The organism is Microbacterium laevaniformans, from assembly GCF_016907555.1.
GTDB classification, from domain to species: Bacteria; Actinomycetota; Actinomycetes; order Actinomycetales; family Microbacteriaceae; genus Microbacterium; species Microbacterium laevaniformans.
On sequence record NZ_JAFBCE010000001.1, the window covers coordinates 2,401,502 to 2,416,038 of the forward strand.

Sequence of the window (14,537 nt, forward strand, 5' to 3'; positions counted from 1 at the left end):
GCGGCAGTGACAGACTGTGGACATGAGCCGCGCAGGACAGCCAGCCGAAGCCTCCGACCTCGTCGACATCGATGAGCTCATCGCCGCCTACTACGACCTCAAGCCCGATCCGGCCGTCGCCGAACAGCGTGTCGCCTTCGGCACGAGCGGCCACCGCGGCTCGTCGCTGAGCACGAGCTTCAACGAGGACCACATCCTCGCGACCACCCAGGCGATCGTCGACTACCGCACGGCGCAGGGCATCAGCGGTCCGCTCTTCCTCGGTCGCGACACGCACGGCCTGTCGCTTCCGGCAGAGCGGACGGCGGTGGAGGTCCTGGTCGCCAACGGTGTGGACGTCCGTACCGACTCCCGCGATTCGTGGGTGCCGACACCGGCCCTCAGCCACGCCATCCTCACCTACAACCGCGATCTGGCCGCCGACGACCCCGCTCGCGCCGACGGCATCGTAGTCACCCCCTCGCACAACCCGCCGCGAGACGGGGGCTTCAAGTACAACCCGCCCCACGGCGGCCCGGCCGACACCGATGCCACCGGCTGGATCGCCGACCGCGCCAATGCCCTCATCGCCGCCGGCCTCGAGGGCGTGCGGCGCACGCCCTTCAAGGACATCGACGCCGACACCCTCGGTTCGTACGACTTCCGTGAGGGCTATGTCGCCGACCTCGGCAGCATCATCGACGTCGCCGCCATCGCGAAGGCGGGCGTGCGCATCGGCGCGGACCCCCTGGGCGGCGCCTCGGTCGAGTACTGGCAGTTGATCGGCGACCGCTATGGACTCGATCTCACCGTCGTGAACCCCGAGGTCGACCCGACGTGGCGCTTCATGACACTGGACTGGGACGAGAAGATCCGCATGGACCCGTCGTCGCCGTCCGCGATGGCCGCACTCGTGGCGCGACGCCATGAGTACGACATCCTCACGGGCAACGACGCCGACGCCGACCGCCACGGCATCGTGACGCCGGATGCCGGGCTGATGAACCCGAACCACTACCTGGCGGTGGCGATCGACTACCTGTACGCGCACCGCCCACAGTGGGCGGCCGACGCCGCCGTCGGCAAGACCCTCGTCTCGTCGATGATCATCGACCGGGTCGCTGCGGCGCTCGGTCGGCGCCTGCTCGAAGTGCCGGTCGGGTTCAAGTGGTTCGTTCCCGGCCTTCTCGACGGGTCGGTCGCGTTCGGCGGCGAGGAGTCGGCGGGAGCCTCCTTCCTGCGCTTCGACGGAGGCGTCTGGACGACCGACAAGGACGGCATCCTGCTGTGCCTGCTCGCCGCGGAGATCCTGGCGGTGACGGGCAAGACCCCGTCGCAGCGCTACGCGGAGCTCGAGGCGGAGTTCGGCGCCTCCGCCTATCAGCGCGTGGACGCCCCGGCGACGCCGGCGCAGAAGTCCGCCCTGTCCAAGCTCGCCCCGGAGGCGGTCACCGCGACCGAGCTCGCCGGCGAGCCGATCACCGCGAAACTGTCGCACGCGCCCGGCAACGGCGCCGCGATCGGTGGCCTCAAGGTGCAGACCGAGCACGCGTGGTTCGCGGCACGCCCGTCGGGCACGGAGGACGTGTACAAGCTCTACGCCGAATCGCTGCGGGGCGAGGAGCACCTGCGCGAGGTGCAGGCCGAGGCCCGCGCCGTCGTCGCGGCCGCGCTGGGCGACGCGTGACACGCACCGATCGCTGACCGCACGAACGGAAGCGGCCCCGGCGAGGACCAGGAGCATGGCGATGGCCAGAGCCACACCGAACGGGGCCGTGGCGCCGGACGTCGCCAGCGCCGTCGGCGCTGCCCTCACCGTGACCGCGTACCACCCGATCACCGCTCCGGAGGCGTCGGTCACCGCGAGGCGGTGCGCGCCCGCCGGGGCATCCGTCGGAACGGTCACGGCGATCGTTCCCGCTGCCGAGACGGTTGCGGTGCCGAGGGCTCGCGGCGTCGAGAACAGCCGCCGATGTTGTAGCGGGCGATGTTGAGGTTGAGCCCCTTCTCGCCGAACACCTTGTCCAGGAGGTCCTGGCGAACCGCCTCCGGGTAGCCACCGGTGGCGTTCGCGAACCAGACCAGGCTGGTCCCCCACCCTTCGAAGGGCTCGGAGGCGTAGGCGGGGTTGGGGGTGATCGTCACCGTGGGAGGCGCGGATGCCGCTGCCGTCGCGATGTTGACGTCAACACGCGACGTGCCCGGCGCGGCGGCGCCCCCTCATCAGGCCACGCGTGCGACGCCCGCTGCGAGCCGCGCCCCAGCGGCGCGCAGCCATCGTGCGGGATCGGCGAGCGCGGCGTCCGCCGACCCGGCGAGGTCGGTGAGCGCGATCGCCGCGCAGAACGCGGTCGCATCCACCGCGGGGGCGACCCGTCCGGCGACGAGCGCCGTCGGCACTCCGGCCGCACCGGCCGCCGCGGCGACCACGGAGGGGGCCTTTCCGGCCGCGGACTGATCGTCGTAGGCCCCCTCACCCGTGACGACGAGATCGGCGGTCGCGGCGGCCTCGACCAGCCCCACGAGGCGGGCGATCTCCTCAGCGCCCGAGACGAGCCGCGCCCCCCAGGTCAGCAGGGCGAAGCCGGTGCCTCCCGCCGCGCCCGCGCCCGCCACCATCGGATCGAGCGGGAACAGCGACGCGGCGTGCGCGAGACCCGCCTCTGCGCGGGCGACGTCGTCGATGCCCTTCTGCGGGCCGAAGACCGCGGCCGCACCCGAGGGACCGAGCAGCGGAGTGGTCACATCGGAGAGCACGACGATGCCGCCGGCAGGAGGCTGTCGCAGCGCAGCGGTGTCGACGTGGGCGATCGCCGCCAGCCCGCCGGCGCCGTCGGGCACCGCGGCTCCGGCGCCGTCGACGAACCCGGCACCGAGCGCCGAGAGCATACCGACGCCGAGATCGGTGGACGCGCTCGATCCGATGCCGAGGACGAGGCGCTCCACACCGTGCTCGAGCGCGGCGGCGATCGCCTCGCCGAACCCGCGCGTCGACGCGTCCCAGGGACGCAACCGGCCGCCGAGCAGTTCGATCCCGCTCGTCGCCGCGAGCTCGACGACCGCGGTACTGTCCGGCAGCAGCAGCCATGCGGTGTCAACGGGCGTTCCCGCGGGCCCGGTGACCGTGAGCGGCATCCGCGTCGCGCCCGGGACGGCAGCGGCGAACGCGTCCAACGTCCCCTCTCCCCCGTCGGCCATCGGCCGCAGCACCACGTCGTCGGCCGGCCGCACCGACCGCCACCCGTCGCGCAGTGCGGCGGCGGCCGCGGCAGCGGGGATCGAGCCCTTGAAGCTGTCGGGGGCGAGCACGACGCGGGTCATGGGCGCGATGCTACGCGTTCACCGGCCCGCGGCATCGGTCACCGGCTCGCATCGGGCAGGATGGACACATGACGTGGCTTGTGACCGGCGGAGCGGGATACATCGGTGCGCACGTGGTGCGCGCCCTGCAGGCGGCGGGCATCGCCCCGGTCGTCGTGGACGACCTTTCGAGCGGCCACGCGTCGTTCGTGCCCAAGGGCGTGCCGTTCGTGAAGGGCACGATCCTGCATCGCGCGCTGTTGGCCGACACGATGCGCGAACACGGCGTCACGGGCGTGATCCACGTCGCCGGATTCAAGTACGCCGGCGTCTCGGTGCAGCGCCCGCTGCACACCTACGAGCAGAACGTCGAGGGCACCCGCGTCGTGCTGGCGGCCATGGCGGATGCCGGTGTGCACAACATCGTCTTCTCCTCCTCGGCCGCGGTCTATGGCACCCCCGACGTGCCCCTGGTGACCGAGGACCTGCCCAAGCGCCCCGCGTCGCCCTACGGCGAGTCGAAGCTCATCGGCGAATGGCTGCTGCGCGATCAGGGCGTGGCGACGGCATCCGACGAGCAGCCCCTCCGCCACACGTCGCTGCGCTACTTCAACGTGGTCGGCTCGGCCGACCCGTCGGTGTACGACACGAGCCCCCACAACCTCTTCCCGATCGTGTTCGAGAAGCTGCTCGCCGGCGAGACCCCGCAGATCAACGGCGACGACTACGACACCCCCGACGGCACCAACGTGCGCGACTACGTGCACGTCGGCGACATCGCGGCCGCGCACGTCGTCGCGGCGCAGCGACTCGAGGCGGGTGAGCCCATCGAGGCCGCGTACAACCTGGGGTCGCAGAACGGCCTGAGCGTGCGCGAGATCATGGATGCCATGGCCCGCGTGACCGGCATCGACTTCACGCCGAGGATCGGTCCGCGCCGCCCGGGCGACCCCGACCGCATCGTCGCCACCGGGGAGCTGGCCGCCCGCGACCTGGACTGGACCAACCGCTACACCGTCGACGAGATGGTGCGCACCGGCTGGGAGGCGCGCCGCGCCGCTCACTGATCCCGGCGCGGCGCTGCGTTTCGACTCGCTGCGCTCGCTCAACGAACGGCGCTCCCTGACGGATGACCTCCAGCGACTGCGGCCTCACCCGGTAATCGGCATCGGTGATCATCCACGACTCGACGACGGCGAGGGATGCCGCGTCGAGTTCGCGCAGATCGATCACGAGCTCCGCGGCATCCGACACCGAGCGGTTCACGAAGAACACGCTCGTGTCGGCGTCGTCGGTCGTGACGACCGCGTTGACGGCGGACACGTCGCCGAAGCGCGCGCTCTGCACGCGCGGCGCGCCGTCGATCTCGACCCGCCGCGCGGTGCCGCGGCCGAGGCGGGACGTGAGCGAGAAGGGGTAGAAAGTCGCCTGGCGCCACGCGGGACCACCGGGCTCCGACCGCCGGTGCTGCAGCCGCAGGCCGCCACACCGATCCGCGCCGTCGCCGTCGACTGACCTCGGCGCAGGCGCCGCGCTCAGACCGGCGCGGGGCCGGTGCTGTCGCGCACGATGAGCGGGGCAGGCATCACCGCGCGGGTCGCCCCGGTCGCCGACGTGGACTCGAGGTCGTCGCCCTCGTCGAGAAGAGCGGCGACGGCCTGGGCGCCGAGCCGGTCGAAGTGCTGGCGCACCGTCGTGAGAGGAGGCCGGTAGTTGGCCGCGTCGTCGACGTCGTCGAAGCCGACGACGCTGACGTCTTCGGGCACCCGCGCACCGTGCTCGGCGAGGGCGCGCAGCGCCCCGAGGGCCATCTGGTCGTTGGCGACGAACAGGGCGGTGCCGACGGCGCCGTCGTCGATGAGTGTCTGGGCTGCCTCGTAGCCGGATGCCGAGGTCCAGGAACCGCGCACGAGCGCGCCGACCGGCCGCCCCGCCGCCTCGAGGGTGTCGCGCCATCCGCGCTCGCGCTCGGCGGCCGCGTACGAGGTCGTCGGCCCGGCGATGTGCGCGACCGTGGCGTGCCCGAGTGCGAGCAGGTGCGCGGTCGCGCCGGCCGCTCCCCCGGCATGATCGGTCTCCACGCCGGCGAACCGGTCGTCGGGCGGCGAGTCGACGACGACGAGTCGAAGAGCGGTCGGCAGATCGGCAGAGCGGACGAGCGCGGAGGCTTCGTTGATGACGACCACGCCGTCGACTCCCTGCTCGTTGAGCCGCTGGAGCGCTTCGGCGGCGTCTCCGGAGCCGATGGCGACCACCGCGACGTCGTGCTCGCGTTCGGCGGCGGCATCGGTCACGGCTTCGAGCATGAGCGAGTTGCCGACCGTCGCGAGCGTCGAGACGACGACGCCGATCGTGCCGGACCTCCCCGTCCGCAGCGCCCGGGCGGCGCGGTGGATGCGGTAGCCGCTGCGGGCCATCGCCTCCTCGACGCGGGCGCGGGTGGCGGGGTCGACCCGCGGGCTGGCGTTGACGACACGAGAGACGGTCTGCGCCGACACCCCCGCGATCCGTGCGACATCCGCCATCGACGCGCGTTTGTGTGCCATCCCAACCTCCGTGTTGACGATAGCACGCACATAGCCGTATCGTGTTATCGTGAACATGCCGGAGCCGCCTCCTCACCTCGCCCCCGCGACACCGCCGACGGCCCCCGCGACGCCGCTCGGCGCGGGCGTCGTCAAGCGCCTCACCCGCCTCGCCGACGGGCGCGACCTCATCTACTTCGACGACCCCGACACGACCCTCGGCCCCGATCGCGCCCTCGACACGCGCAGCCTCGACCCCCGCCCGGCGACGGCGACCATGCGCCAGGACATCCTCACGGGAGACTGGATCTCCGTCGCCGCCGCCCGGCAGAACCGCGCCTTCCTGCCGCCCGCCGAACTCGATCCGCTCGCCCCGCAGACCCCGACCACCCCGTCCGAGATCCCCTCGCACTACGACGTCGCCGTCTTCGAGAACCGCTCGCCCTCCTTCGGCCCGGCACTGTCCGAGGCGACCGGAGACGCCCCCGCGGCATCCGATCCCCCGCGCGGGCTCGACGACCTCGCGCACCTGGGCCTCGGTCGCACCCGCACCAGCGTCGGCCGCTGCGAGGTCGTGTGCTTCTCACCGGAGCGCAGCGGCTCGTTCGGCACGCAGACGCCGACACGCGCACGCACGGTGATCGAGGCGTGGGCCGACCGCACGGCGGCCCTGTCGGCGCTGCCCGGCGTGCAGCAGGTGTTCCCGTTCGAGAACCGCGGCGAGGCGATCGGTGTCACGCTGCAGCACCCCCACGGCCAGATCTACTCGTATCCGTACATCACCCCGCGCACGACCCGACTCCTCGACGCGATCGACCGGACGGCACCGGACCTCTTCGCTCGTATCCTCGCGTTCGAGCAGGAAGGCCCGCGCGTGCTGCTGCGGGGAGAGCACTGGACCGCCTTCGTGCCGTTCGCCGCGCGCTGGCCGATCGAGGTGCACCTGCTCCCCCACCGTCACGTGCCGGACTTCGCCGCCCTCGACGACGTCGAGCGCGACGAACTCGCACCGATCTATCTGCGGCTGCTGCGCGGCATCGATGCCCTCTACGGCGACCCCACGCCCTACATCGCCGCGTGGCATCAGGCCCCGGTGCACGTGGGCCGCGACACGGTGCGCCTGAACCTGCAGATCACGAGCCCGCGCCGCGCGGCCGACAAGCTCAAGTTCCTCGCCGGATCCGAAGCGGCCATGGGCGCCTGGATCGGCGACGTCCTCCCCGAGACCGCGGCCGACCGGCTGCGATCTGCCATCGAAGGAGTCCAGCTGTGACGACCGCGGCCACACCGCGCACCGATGCGCACGACCTGTTCGGCGAGCTCACCGGCGCAGCGCCCGTGGGCTACTGGTCGGCTCCGGGACGGGTGAATCTCATCGGGGAGCACACCGATTACAACGACGGCTTCGTCTTCCCCTTCGCGATCGACGGCCGCACGATCGCGGCGCTGGGTACGCGCGACGACGGCCGCATCCGCGTCGTGTCGACCTTCGATCCGGTGCCGGTCGAGGTCGCGCTGGCCGACCTCGACGCCCTCTTCCCCCACCATCGCGACGAGATCGTCGAGTGGGCGCGCTACCCGCTCGGGGTGGCATGGGCGCTGCGGGATGCCGCACGCGCCGCCGGCCGCGACGCCGACGCGCTGACGGGCGTCGACATCGCTCTGGCCTCCGACGTGCCCGTCGGCGCGGGGCTGTCGTCGTCGGCGGCGATCGAAGGTGCCACGGCATCGGCCCTCAACGACGTGTGGCAGCTCTCCCTCTCGCCTGTGGATCTCGCTCAGGCCGGTCGCCGCGCCGAGAACCTGGCCGTGGGCGCGCCCACCGGGATCATGGACCAGATGGCCTCGATGCTCGGACGCGCCGATGCCGGCATCTTCCTCGACTGTCGCTCGCTGGAGGTCGATGTCGTGCCGCTCGGATTCGCCGACGCAGGGCTGGAGGTGCTCGTCATCGACACCCGCGTGAGCCACGCGCACTCCACCGGTGGCTACGGCGAGCGGCGCGAAGCCTGTGAACGCGGCGCGCAGATCATGGGCGTCGCGGCCCTGCGCGACCTCGTGCCGGCCGACCTGGACCGCGCCCGTGCGCTGATGGACGACGTGACCTTTCGGCGCGTCCGCCACGTCGTCACGGAGGACCAGCGTGTGCTCGACGCCGTGCGCCTGCTGCGCGCGGAGGGACCGCGGGCGATCGGCGCGCTTCTTGACGCGTCGCACGCGTCGATGCGCGACGACTTCGAGATCTCCACGCCCGAGCTCGACCTGGCCGTGGCGACTGCGCGCGCAGCAGGGGCCGTCGGCGCCCGCATGACCGGCGGCGGCTTCGGCGGCGCCGCGATCGCGCTCATCGACCGCGAACTGGTCGAGGAGGCGACCGCCGGTGTCGCCGCGGCGTTCGCCGCCGCGGGCTTCGGCGCTGCGCACGTGTTCACCGTGCATCCCTCGGACGGCGCGCGCCGGGACGGGTAGCGTCGAGGGCGGGAGGTCGATCCGCGGCATCCCGGAAGGAGCAGTCGTGGCCTCGCTCACCTACGTCGAGATCGACGGCGCCCCGCACGGGCTGTTGCGCACCCACGGCGCCGAGGTGAACGAGGCGCTGCTCGCCTTCCTCCGCGTGTGAGGCTCCTCGGGTGGATGCCGTGGATCGCCGCGGCGGGTGGGGCGATCATCGCGTTCGGTGAGGTGCAGGCCTGGCGTACCTCGCGCGCGGACTACCCCGCGGCCCCCACCGCCGGCCCCGCCAGCGGGCGCGACGTCGTGCTCGTGCTCGGCTTCCGCTCGCGGGCGGACGGTCGACTGAACGCCCTGCAGGCATGGCGGACGCGCATCGCGGTGCGCTCGGCACCGCCCGACGCACTCTTCGTCTTCTCCGGCGGCACCGTACGCGGAACCGAACCGGAGGCGGTGGTGATGGCGCGTCACGCGACTGTTCGTCTGGGCGTGCCGCCGGATGCCGTCGCCATCGAGTCGGCGGCCGAGAGCACACGGGAGAACCTGTCGTTCAGCCTGCCGTGGCTGCGGGAGGCCCGCACCATCCGCATCGCCTCGAACACGGCGCACGCCCACCGCGCCCGCGGCTACCTGCGCGAGCTCGATCCGCACCTGTGGGCGCGTCTTCGCCGCACCCGCGACTTCCGCCCGCTCGAGCTCGGCCCCCTGCGACTCGCGCTCACCTTCTACGATTTCGTCGCGGCGCGCTCGGCCGGCCGCGCCGCCGCCATGGCCGCCGCGAACCGAGCGGTCATCGGCGTGCGCGCCGGCGAGGACGCCGTCTCGGGTGCTCAGCGCAGCGGCGCCACCGAGGCGTAGGCGCCGACCCGCTCCGAGACCGGTACGTCGTAGATCCGCGCCGCCTGCGCCGCACTCCACCGGGTCCATCCGGGATCGCCGCCGGCGACGAACGCGACCGCGTCGGCGTGCACCGCGTCGGCGAGCTGCGGGGGCGGCGCATCGCCCGCCAGCGGGGCGATGCCCTCGGCATCCAGACAGTCGAAGAAGAAGGGCACGTCGAGGCAGTGCTCCGCGAATCCGAAGCGCCCCGACGGCCACGAGAATCGGTACATCCAGCTGGGCGCCGCACCGCGCGCATCCGCGAGCTGCACGTTCTTCTCTCGGAACATGCGGTCGGTGAGATAGCGACCGGCGACGCGCGCCGTCCCGTGCGCGGCGACGTCGCGGTTGGCCGCGAGGTAGGCGCGGCGCCGTCGTCGTTCCAGCCCGAGACGACCGAGGACGATGCTCCGGGGCACCCAGCGCATCGCCCGGGCCGCGCGCGCGAAGATCATCGTGAACTCGTCGTCGGTCGTGCCCAGCACGAGCGGCTTGTCCGCTCCCACGCCGGCCGCGAACGACGCGCCGGTCGCGCGCGGCAGCAGCTCGCCGTCGATCTCGGGACCGAGGGCGAGCCCGGCAGCGAGCATCTGCGCCGCCGCCTTCGGATCGATCGCGGTCGCCTGCTTCTGCAGCGCGAGCAGGCGTTCCTCGGGGATCGACGCGAGCCCGTCGCGGTCGGCGGAGACCCCGGCTGCGGCGGCGATCGCGGCGGTGAGCGCCCGAGCGCGCTCGGGCTCCACATCGCCGAGAGCGGCAGACAGCGACCACACCCGGTGGAACAGGTGCTGTGCCGACGGCATCCCGAGGAGGGTCAGCACGGCACCGCCGCCGGCCGACTGGCCGGCGATCGTCACGCGCGCGGGATCGCCGCCGAAGGCCGCGATGTTCTCCTGCACCCACTCCAACGCCGCGAGCCAGTCGCGCACGCCACGGTTGGACGGCGCACCGTCGATGTGGCCGAAGCCGTCCACGCCGAGCCGGTACGAGATGGTCACCACGGCGCCGTCGCGCGCGAAAGCACGTCCGTCGTACCAGGGGCTGGCGGGCGAGCCGGAGAAGAAGCCTCCGCCGTGGATCCACACGAGCACCGGAAGCCCGGCGGCTCCCGGGAAGGGGGTGAAGACATTGACGTTGAGCGTGCCGTCCCCGGGAATGCTGGGCTCGGGGATGAGGGTGATCCCGGGGTCACCGCGTTGCCCCGTGGCGCCGAACGCGCACACGTCCGGCGGTGATCAGGATCTCGGGATCGCTCTGCACGATCGGATCATGGCACGGCCCGATCGGGGCCGGAGTCGATCACGGCACGGGCGGTCGCGGCTCGGCCGTCACGATGCGCGCATGCGGCATGCGGCGGCGCATCACCGCGATGGCCTCGGGGTTGTCGTCGACGAGCACGGCGTCTCGCCCCAGTGCGCTGCACACCGCCCCCGTGGTGCCGCTGCCGGCGAACAGATCCAGCACGCGGTCCCCGGGTCGGCTGGACGCCTGGACGATCCGACGAAGGATGCCTTCGGGCTTCTGCGTGGGGTAGCCCGTCTTCTCGCGGCCGCTGGTCGGCACGATCGTGTGCCACCACACGTCGGTCGGGAGTTTGCCCCGGGCCGCCTTCTCGGCCGTGACGAGCCCGGGGGCCATGTAGGGCTCTCGGTCGACGGCATCCGAGTCGAACCAGTACCCGCGTGGATCCTTCACGTAGACCAGTATCGTGTCGTGCTTCGTGGGCCACCGGCGGCGGCTCTTGGCGCCGTAGTCGTAGGCCCAGATCAGCTCGTTGAGGAAGCACTCCCGCCCGAAGAGCGCGTCCAGCAGCACCTTCGCATAATGGGCTTCGCGATAGTCGAGATGCACGTAGAGCGTGCCGTCGTCGGCGAGCAGTCGCCACGCCTCGCGCAGGCGCGGCTCCAGGAACTCCCAGTAGTCGTCGAAACGGTCGTCGTAGCGGCGCAGATCGCCGCGCAGGCGCGCGTAGCTCGTGCCCCGGAAGCCGGTCTTGACCTCGCCGCGCACGCCGCTGCGGTCCGCGGACTCGATCGCCTTGCCTTGCAGACGCCCCGTGTTGAACGGTGGGTCGAGATAGATCAGGGTGAACGCGGCATCCGGCAGAGCATGCGCGACCGCGAGGTTGTCGCCGTGGTGGATCTCGACGGCGCCGGAAGGATCGACGGCGCCGGATGCCGGTGCGTCGGTCACGGAACGCGGTGCAGCCACGCGTCGGTGGAGAACTTCTCCTCGACGAGGGCCTCGGCCTCGGCGTATTCCTCTTCGGTGATATGACCGGGCTCGGCGCCGTAGAGCGTGGAGAACGTCTGCATGAACCGCTCGATGATCGCCTCGCGCGGCAGTCCCGTCTGGCTCCGCAGCGGGTCGACGCGTTTGGCCGCAGAGACGGTGCCCTTGTCGCTGAGCTTCTCGCGGCCGATGCGCAGAACCTCGGTCATCACCTGACCGTCCATGTCGTAGGACAGCGTCGCGTGATGCAGCACGCCGCCGTTCGCGAGCCGCTTCTGCGCGGCGCCGCCGATCTTTCCGGCCGGGGAGGCGATGTCGTTGAGCGGCTGGTACACGGCATCCACGCCGAGCGAGCGCAGCGCCTGCAGGGCCCAGTCGTCGAGGAACGCGTAGGAGTCCGCGAAGGTGAGGCCGGCGACGAGCGCGGCGGGCACATAGAGCGAGTAGGTGACGATCGAGCCCGCCGCCATCAGCATGGCGCCACCGCCGGAGATGCGCCGCACGACGTCGAATCCGTGCCGTGCCGCGCCGTCGGGGTCGACCTCGTTGCGGTACGACTGGAACGAGCCGATCACGACGGCCGACTCGTTCCACTCCCAGATACGCAGGGTCGGCTTGCGTCGGCCATCGCCCACGCGCGTCGTGAGCACCTCGTCGAGGGCGAGGTTCATGGCGGGCGAGACCGCCTTCTCGTGCACGACCTCCCACTCGAAGTCGCGCCAACCGGGAGCGGTCACGAGCGCCCGGCGCACGGCCGTACCGACCGACTCCGGCGTGAATCCGAGCAGCTGCGCACCCTCGGGCAGGGCCCCGCGGACGGCCGCGGCGATGCCTGAGGCATCCGTCTCCACCGGCAGCCCGGTCACGGCCGCGTCGATGTCGGCGAGGGCGTCGTCGGGCTCGAGGAAGAAGTCGCCCGCGAGGTGGAAGTCGGCGATGCGCCCGTTCTCGACCTCGAGGTCGACCACCACGAGCTTGCCGCCCGGAACCTTGTATTCCCCGTGCATGACTCCAGCGTACGAGGTCGGGACAGCCCTCCGGCGCACGCCGGAATCACTCCGTCCACCCATATACGCGCCGCACGCTCCACCCGATGATGACGGGGTGCCCCCTCTCTCGGTCCGCCCCGCCCTCTCGCCCCGCCCGGCCCGGCGCGCCGTCGCACCGCTCGCCGCCGTGACCGCCGCCCTGTTCTCGGTGGGGGTGGCCGTGACCCTCGGCGAGGCCCCGGCGGCGGCGAGCTCGTCTGCGGTGCACGTGGTCGCGTCCGTGAGCGGCGCCGCGGGAGGGGTGACGGCGATGACGCTGTCGACATCGGGCGGCGTGGCGTTCGTCGTCGACGGGTCGGATGCCGTCGGCCTGATCGACACCGCGACCAACGCGATGACGGGAGCGACCTCGTCGCCGCCGGCCTGGCTCGGCGTGCCGACGGATCTCGCCACCGCTCCCGACGACACCGGCGCCTACGTGGTCACCGACGACGGTTGGGTTTCGCTCGTTCACGGCGACGGCAGCGTCGACGCGGTCAGCGCGCTTCCCGGCACCGGTTTCGGGGCGCTGGCGGCGGTTGCGAACGGGCCGAGCATCGTGGTCGTGCCGAGCGCGGTGAGCCCGAGCGCGATCTACCGCGTCAACGTCGGGGCGGGCACCATCAGCCCGATCCCCCTCGCAACCTCGCGATCGCGGGGTTGCTGTGTCCTTCCGCCATCAGCGCCGCGATCTCGCGCTCCCGTGAGCTGAGAACGCTGATGTCCCCGACGATCGAGGGATCGTTCGCCGACAAGCGCCGCCAGCCGCGGGCCGCGAGCGCCCTCACCGACTCGATCCCCAACCGATCGGCCTCGGACGCGATGCGGCGCAAGGCTGCGGCAGCGCGGCGGGTGTCGGGATCGAGACTCGCGTGCAGGTGCCGCCCGCGCAGAGCCTCGATGTCGGAACCCACCGCTTCGTCGAGATGGACCGACGCGACGGCGTGGGCTCTCGCCTCCTCGAGCCGTCCGCGCATCGCCGCGATCGCTCCGCGCGCGCGGGTGACCGCGGAGGCTGCGACGAGGTGCGAACTGAGGGCTGTCGCCTCGGCGAGCAACTCCTCTGCGCGCAAGAGATCACCGCGCTGAGCAGCGGCGGTGATGATGATCTCGGACGCGAAGGCACGATCCCACAGCTTGCAGCGCGCGAGGCCGGGACCGCCGATCGCGGTGAGCAGCGCGGCGGAGGCCTGGAGCTGGCCGAGCGTGCGCATGCCCCAACCGACGTAGAGGCAGGAGCCGACGCTCAGATAGTTCGCGTCGTCGCGCGCACGGGCGAGCACCTCCGCGGCGGCGCGCTCGAAAGCGCGCCGATCACCGGCCTGGGCGTGACCGTACGCGGCGATCGCGTCGATCACCAGGAAGGCGCGCTCCGGTACGGCGACGCCCGCCGCGGCGAAACCCTCGCCGATGACCCGAGCCTGGGCGGCGCGCCCCCGGAATGCGCTGAGCCGCGCTCGCAGAAGCTGGAGGGTCAGCGCGGCGCCGTCGATGCGCGCCGGCGGCGCGCCCGTCGCATCGGGTTCGCCGTCGCCTGTAGGGGCGCTCACCTGCCCCGGCGCGAGCCCGGCACCCTCGATCAGCTGCTCGGCGACGTCGAATTCGGCGACGCTGAGCGCGGCTTCGGCGAGGAGATACCGCGTCAGCAGGTCATCGCGGCGGGCACGCACGCTCGTGCGGCGCGGACCGGAGTCGCCGGGCAGGAGCGCGGGCAGCGTGATCCCCCGTCGAGACGCATTCGCCGTCCCCGCCATCGCGTCGGTCATCAGCACGAGGGCGCCCACCATGCGCGTCAGCTCCGCCGACAGGCCGACGGCCGCATCGGTCGCGCACGCGGCATAGTCCGCGGCGACGTCGAACCGACAGGCGATGACCGCGGCCATCGCGGCAGCGACGGCGAGCCGGGTTCGCGACTCGGCCGCATCGGGGTCGGCGCCCACGGTGTCGAGCATGCCCTGCAGGCGGGACAGATGATCCGCAGCGTCGCCGGAGAAGACGCTCACGAGCGTCGCATCCAGAGCGACCCGAGCCTGCTCACGGTCGCGGTCCGTGCTCCTCGCCACCGCGCGCATTCCTCCGCACTGACCGGCGGTCACGCCGGATTCTGCCGGAATCTTGACACGGGAGCGCGCGCCGCGAAACG

The 14,537-nt window shown here is 72.4% G+C and carries 14 protein-coding genes and 1 pseudogene; 8 read left to right on the top strand and 7 right to left on the bottom strand.

The window, feature by feature from the left end:
* Positions 1 to 22: 22 nt before the first annotated feature.
* Entirely contained in the window at positions 23 to 1,666 is a 1,644-nt protein-coding gene (gene pgm, locus JOE53_RS11510) for a phosphoglucomutase (alpha-D-glucose-1,6-bisphosphate-dependent) (protein WP_204947793.1), read from the top strand.
* 215 nt (positions 1,667 to 1,881) lie between these two features.
* Here pgm and JOE53_RS11515 read toward each other — a convergent pair whose 3' ends face one another.
* Both JOE53_RS11515 and JOE53_RS11520 read right to left on the bottom strand, forming a co-directional pair.
* Positions 1,882 to 2,124, bottom strand: coding sequence for a hypothetical protein (locus tag JOE53_RS11515; RefSeq protein ID WP_061683795.1), 243 nt, complete (start codon positions 2,122 to 2,124; stop codon positions 1,882 to 1,884).
* A gap of 78 nt (positions 2,125 to 2,202) precedes the next feature.
* Complete coding sequence (locus JOE53_RS11520) at positions 2,203 to 3,300, bottom strand: glycerate kinase (RefSeq protein ID WP_204947794.1); 1,098 nt, start codon at positions 3,298 to 3,300, stop codon at positions 2,203 to 2,205.
* A gap of 68 nt (positions 3,301 to 3,368) precedes the next feature.
* Here JOE53_RS11520 and galE point away from each other — a divergent pair, with 68 nt between their 5' ends.
* Together galE and JOE53_RS11530 are read left to right on the top strand one after the other, a co-directional pair.
* Positions 3,369 to 4,346, top strand: a complete 978-nt coding sequence (gene galE, locus JOE53_RS11525; protein ID WP_204947795.1) for a UDP-glucose 4-epimerase GalE — start codon at positions 3,369 to 3,371, stop codon at positions 4,344 to 4,346.
* 104 nt (positions 4,347 to 4,450) lie between these two features.
* Positions 4,451 to 4,699: a hypothetical protein gene (locus JOE53_RS11530; protein ID WP_204947796.1), complete on the top strand. Its 249-nt coding sequence runs from the start codon at positions 4,451 to 4,453 to the stop codon at positions 4,697 to 4,699.
* A 115-nt stretch (positions 4,700 to 4,814) separates the two neighbouring features.
* Here the strand turns inward: JOE53_RS11530 and JOE53_RS11535 are convergent, their stop codons facing one another.
* Positions 4,815 to 5,825 (bottom strand): LacI family DNA-binding transcriptional regulator, encoded by a 1,011-nt coding sequence (locus JOE53_RS11535; protein WP_204947797.1) that lies wholly within the window; start codon positions 5,823 to 5,825, stop codon positions 4,815 to 4,817.
* A gap of 55 nt (positions 5,826 to 5,880) precedes the next feature.
* On the opposite strand from JOE53_RS11535, the gene galT reads away from it, so the two are divergent.
* The 4 genes and pseudogenes from galT (at position 5,881) to JOE53_RS11555 (ending at position 9,113) form a co-directional block, all read left to right on the top strand.
* A complete protein-coding gene (galT, locus tag JOE53_RS11540) occupies positions 5,881 to 7,077 on the top strand; it encodes a galactose-1-phosphate uridylyltransferase (RefSeq protein WP_204948229.1) in 1,197 nt (398 codons plus the stop codon).
* Complete coding sequence (gene galK / locus JOE53_RS11545; RefSeq protein ID WP_204947798.1) at positions 7,074 to 8,273, top strand: galactokinase; 1,200 nt, start codon at positions 7,074 to 7,076, stop codon at positions 8,271 to 8,273. The genes galT and galK overlap by 4 nt, the downstream gene beginning before the upstream one ends.
* A gap of 58 nt (positions 8,274 to 8,331) precedes the next feature.
* Positions 8,332 to 8,424 (top strand): annotated as a pseudogene (locus JOE53_RS11550) (alpha/beta hydrolase); the annotation flags it as partial.
* Positions 8,425 to 8,438: 14 nt separating this feature from the next.
* The gene (locus tag JOE53_RS11555) at positions 8,439 to 9,113 is read left to right on the top strand and encodes a YdcF family protein (RefSeq protein WP_204947799.1); all 675 of its coding nucleotides are present in this window, start codon (positions 8,439 to 8,441) and stop codon (positions 9,111 to 9,113) included.
* On the opposite strand, the gene JOE53_RS11560 is transcribed toward JOE53_RS11555, so the two are convergent.
* The 3 genes from JOE53_RS11560 to JOE53_RS11570 form a co-directional block, all read right to left on the bottom strand.
* Entirely contained in the window at positions 9,086 to 10,357 is a 1,272-nt protein-coding gene (locus JOE53_RS11560) for a carboxylesterase family protein (protein WP_271171017.1), read from the bottom strand. The genes JOE53_RS11555 and JOE53_RS11560 overlap by 28 nt on opposite strands.
* A 76-nt stretch (positions 10,358 to 10,433) precedes the next feature.
* Positions 10,434 to 11,327 (bottom strand): DNA-methyltransferase, encoded by an 894-nt coding sequence (locus JOE53_RS11565; protein ID WP_204948231.1) that lies wholly within the window; start codon positions 11,325 to 11,327, stop codon positions 10,434 to 10,436.
* On the bottom strand, positions 11,324 to 12,373 hold the full coding sequence (locus JOE53_RS11570; RefSeq protein WP_204947800.1) for a lipoate--protein ligase family protein: 1,050 nt from the start codon (positions 12,371 to 12,373) through the stop codon (positions 11,324 to 11,326). The genes JOE53_RS11565 and JOE53_RS11570 overlap by 4 nt, the downstream gene beginning before the upstream one ends.
* Before the next feature lie 97 nt (positions 12,374 to 12,470).
* Between JOE53_RS11570 and JOE53_RS11575 the strand changes: the two genes are divergently transcribed.
* Entirely contained in the window at positions 12,471 to 13,106 is a 636-nt protein-coding gene (locus JOE53_RS11575; protein WP_204947801.1) for a hypothetical protein, read from the top strand.
* On the opposite strand, the gene JOE53_RS11580 is transcribed toward JOE53_RS11575, so the two are convergent.
* Complete coding sequence (locus tag JOE53_RS11580) at positions 13,018 to 14,457, bottom strand: helix-turn-helix domain-containing protein (RefSeq protein ID WP_204947802.1); 1,440 nt, start codon at positions 14,455 to 14,457, stop codon at positions 13,018 to 13,020. The genes JOE53_RS11575 and JOE53_RS11580 overlap by 89 nt on opposite strands.
* Positions 14,458 to 14,537: the final 80 nt, after the last annotated feature.

Excerpts from the sequence above, each read along its gene's own strand:
- pgm (WP_204947793.1), top strand. The coding sequence starts at position 23 with ATGAGCCGCGCAGGACAGCCAGCCGAAGCCTCCGACCTCGTCGACATC.
- JOE53_RS11520 (WP_204947794.1), bottom strand. The coding sequence starts at position 3,300 with ATGACCCGCGTCGTGCTCGCCCCCGACAGCTTCAAGGGCTCGATCCCC.
- galE (WP_204947795.1), top strand. The coding sequence starts at position 3,369 with ATGACGTGGCTTGTGACCGGCGGAGCGGGATACATCGGTGCGCACGTG.
- JOE53_RS11535 (WP_204947797.1), bottom strand. The coding sequence starts at position 5,825 with ATGGCACACAAACGCGCGTCGATGGCGGATGTCGCACGGATCGCGGGG.
- galT (WP_204948229.1), top strand. The coding sequence starts at position 5,881 with ATGCCGGAGCCGCCTCCTCACCTCGCCCCCGCGACACCGCCGACGGCC.
- JOE53_RS11555 (WP_204947799.1), top strand. The coding sequence starts at position 8,439 with ATGCCGTGGATCGCCGCGGCGGGTGGGGCGATCATCGCGTTCGGTGAG.
- JOE53_RS11570 (WP_204947800.1), bottom strand. The coding sequence starts at position 12,373 with ATGCACGGGGAATACAAGGTTCCGGGCGGCAAGCTCGTGGTGGTCGAC.